Below are 2,568 nucleotides of genomic sequence, written 5' to 3' on the forward strand. Positions count from 1 at the left end.
CTGAAAAACCGTTGTGGATCCGGTGAAGTGAATGCCTGCCAGATCCGGGCTGGCCAGAACGGGATTGCCCACCTGGGCACCGGACCCCGGGATGAAATTGATCACTCCCGGCGGCAGCCCGGCTTCCATAAATGTCTTCATGAGCATCCAGGCGGAATATACGGCCGAGGATGCCGGTTTCCACAACACGGTGTTGCCCAGCATGGCCGGTGCCGACGGCAGATTTCCGCCGATGGCAGTGAAATTGAAGGGGGTGACGGCAAAAACGAAGCCCTCTAAAGGGCGGTATTCCAGGTGATTCCATTCGGCCGGGCCGGACCGGGGCTGCTGCCGGTAAATCTGGGTGGCGTAGAAGGCATTGAAACGAAGAAAGTCGATGATTTCACATGCAGAATCGATTTCCGCCTGATGAATGTTCTTGCCCTGGCCAAGCATGGTGGCTGCGTTGAGAGTCATGCGCCGGGGGCCGGCGATGAGATCGGCTGCCCGGGAGAAAATGGCCAGTCGGTCGTCCCAGTCCATGGCCGCCCACTCCCCGGCCGCGGACGCGGCTGCCTCGATGGCCATTGACACTTCTTTCTTGCCGGCCTGGTGAAAAATGGCCAGCTGGTGTCCATGGTCGTGGGGGATGATGCATCGACGGAGGTTGCCGGTTTTCACGGGCTTCCCGCCGATGATCAGTGGAATTTCCATCTTCGTGTTCCTGAGCCGCTGCAATTCGTCTTTAATGCGGCCTCGCTCATCGCTGCCGGGCCGGTATTCAAGGACCGGTTCATTGGCCGGCGGGTCTATGGAAAAAATAGCATTGGACATCGATATCCACTCCTTTGCGCTAAATCTTTTAATAATCCTGGTTGCGGTCATCGGCTAACATAGCGCCCTTTTTATGACAAGAAAGGCATAGCGAGGCATAACCCAACCAGGTTCTCACGTTTAAGGTAACGCTAAAGAGACCGTATGCAAGGATAGGTGAAAGCGATCCGTACGAAAAAAGGCAGGGAAAACCACTTTTCAGCGATCTTCCCTGCCTGTCTTCTTTGATTCAACTGTGCCGCATCCGGTCGGGGTCCATCCCCGGATACAGGTGACTGACTGCAATTGGCAACCCCGCAGTGCTTTATCGCCAGGGCTGCACTTTATTATGTAGAACCCTTATTCAGTTACCTCCTCCATGGAAATCACACTGATTACTTTCATGTTTCCTTTCTCCGCGACGGTTCCGGTCACCTTCACCTTCTTGCCGACCATTTCGGGAGTCATGTCGCTGCCTTCGAGAATGTAGGTGCCGTCAGCAGCGTCGAGCACGATGACTTCACCCTTTTCAGCGATGGTGCCGACGATGCTGTCTCCCGCCACAGCCAGCCCGGCAGTGGCCACAACCAGGAACATAGCGGCAACAAGTCCTGCAACGATGTTTTTTCTTGATGTCTTCATAACGATTCCCTCCCTTGAATTTTGGTTTGTTGACCCCGCTTTTGCCCGTGGGAGACTAAAACGCCCCCCCCTTGTTGAACACACCCAATGCTGAACCTCCAGCATCTTGGAACCGACCGACGGTGTGTTGTGCTTAGTTGTTGAGCAATGGGTGTGCCAACCGAATAACTATAGGTTTTTATACAGTGTGTTGAACTTTTTGATAAATCGGTGTGGTCCCAAGCCGTTTCGAATTTTGCACCCGATGGCCCAAAATTGCACATCGACAGGGTGCCAGCGACCTGCTCATCCTGCAATGGGCATGAAAAATGTGCTGGTAAACGAGGCATGCAGAAAATAGACGTTGGATCAGTTCATGCCAGCGGATCTTAACTAAGGGATCAGTAAAAAATGCCGATAGCAGATTCATGGAACCAGCGAACACAGGATTGATGCAGAGCAGAGGGATGACCCGGCGTCAGGTGATGCGCCTGGGCGTCATGGGGCTGGCCGGCTGGATGCTCTCTCCGGTCCAGATTGCTTCCGCAACCTTGCAGGATGACCTGGAGTTGGTCTCGACCATCCCCCATATGGCGGAACGGGAAGGCCCTTTGCTGGTATTTCGGGACTTTGCCGCTGATCCGGATGTTGAGGTAGAGCAGCACATCCGACTTCAGCTGGGCCAGCGGACGGAGATGTTGGATCTGCTCAGGAAAAAAATCGGGTTTGAAAACAAGGTGAGACTGTCGGTGGAAGACATTCAGGTCCGCCTGATGTTCGTCCCGCAGTTGCAAGAAGACCATGCGGACGCTTATCATCGCTATTGCCGGGATATTACCGACTATCTCTTCGAAATGAACGAAATGGACAATTGCTATGCGGCCATCATCAGCCCGAATGAGAGCTATCCGCCGCTGTCGCCGACCGGAATATCTGCTTTCTTGGTTCATCGCCTGGCAAAAGAGTACCGGGCGATCTGCCGATTTACTGCAGAATCAGGCCGCAGCGTGAAGTACAGAGCCTCCGGCGCCATATTCTCCAACCATCTGGGGGCTGTGGACCTGGAGATCCAATCGATAGCACCGGGGCAGTTTGGATTATCGCGCAAAGCGTTCACTATTTGTCAAAACAATACCGAGAATCTTTACACCCACA

3 protein-coding genes are annotated in these 2,568 nt (G+C 54.0%); 1 reads left to right on the plus strand and 2 read right to left on the minus strand.

The genetic code is table 11. The features are described 5' to 3' along the window. Both QNK41_RS06000 and QNK41_RS06005 read right to left on the minus strand, forming a co-directional pair. On the minus strand, positions 1-813 hold an 813-nt coding region (locus tag QNK41_RS06000; protein WP_319254771.1), incomplete at its 3' end, for an aldehyde dehydrogenase family protein. Positions 814-1,152: 339 nt separating this feature from the next. Further along, the gene (locus tag QNK41_RS06005; protein WP_319254773.1) at positions 1,153-1,434 is read right to left on the minus strand and encodes a DUF5818 domain-containing protein; all 282 of its coding nucleotides are present in this window, start codon (positions 1,432-1,434) and stop codon (positions 1,153-1,155) included. 407 nt (positions 1,435-1,841) lie between these two features. Between QNK41_RS06005 and QNK41_RS06010 the strand changes: the two genes are divergently transcribed. After that, on the plus strand, positions 1,842-2,568 hold a 727-nt coding region (locus QNK41_RS06010), incomplete at its 3' end, for a hypothetical protein (RefSeq protein WP_319254775.1).

The sequence above is a fragment of the Desulfosarcina sp. genome (assembly GCF_033791525.1).
Lineage (GTDB): Bacteria > Desulfobacterota > Desulfobacteria > Desulfobacterales > Desulfosarcinaceae > Desulfosarcina.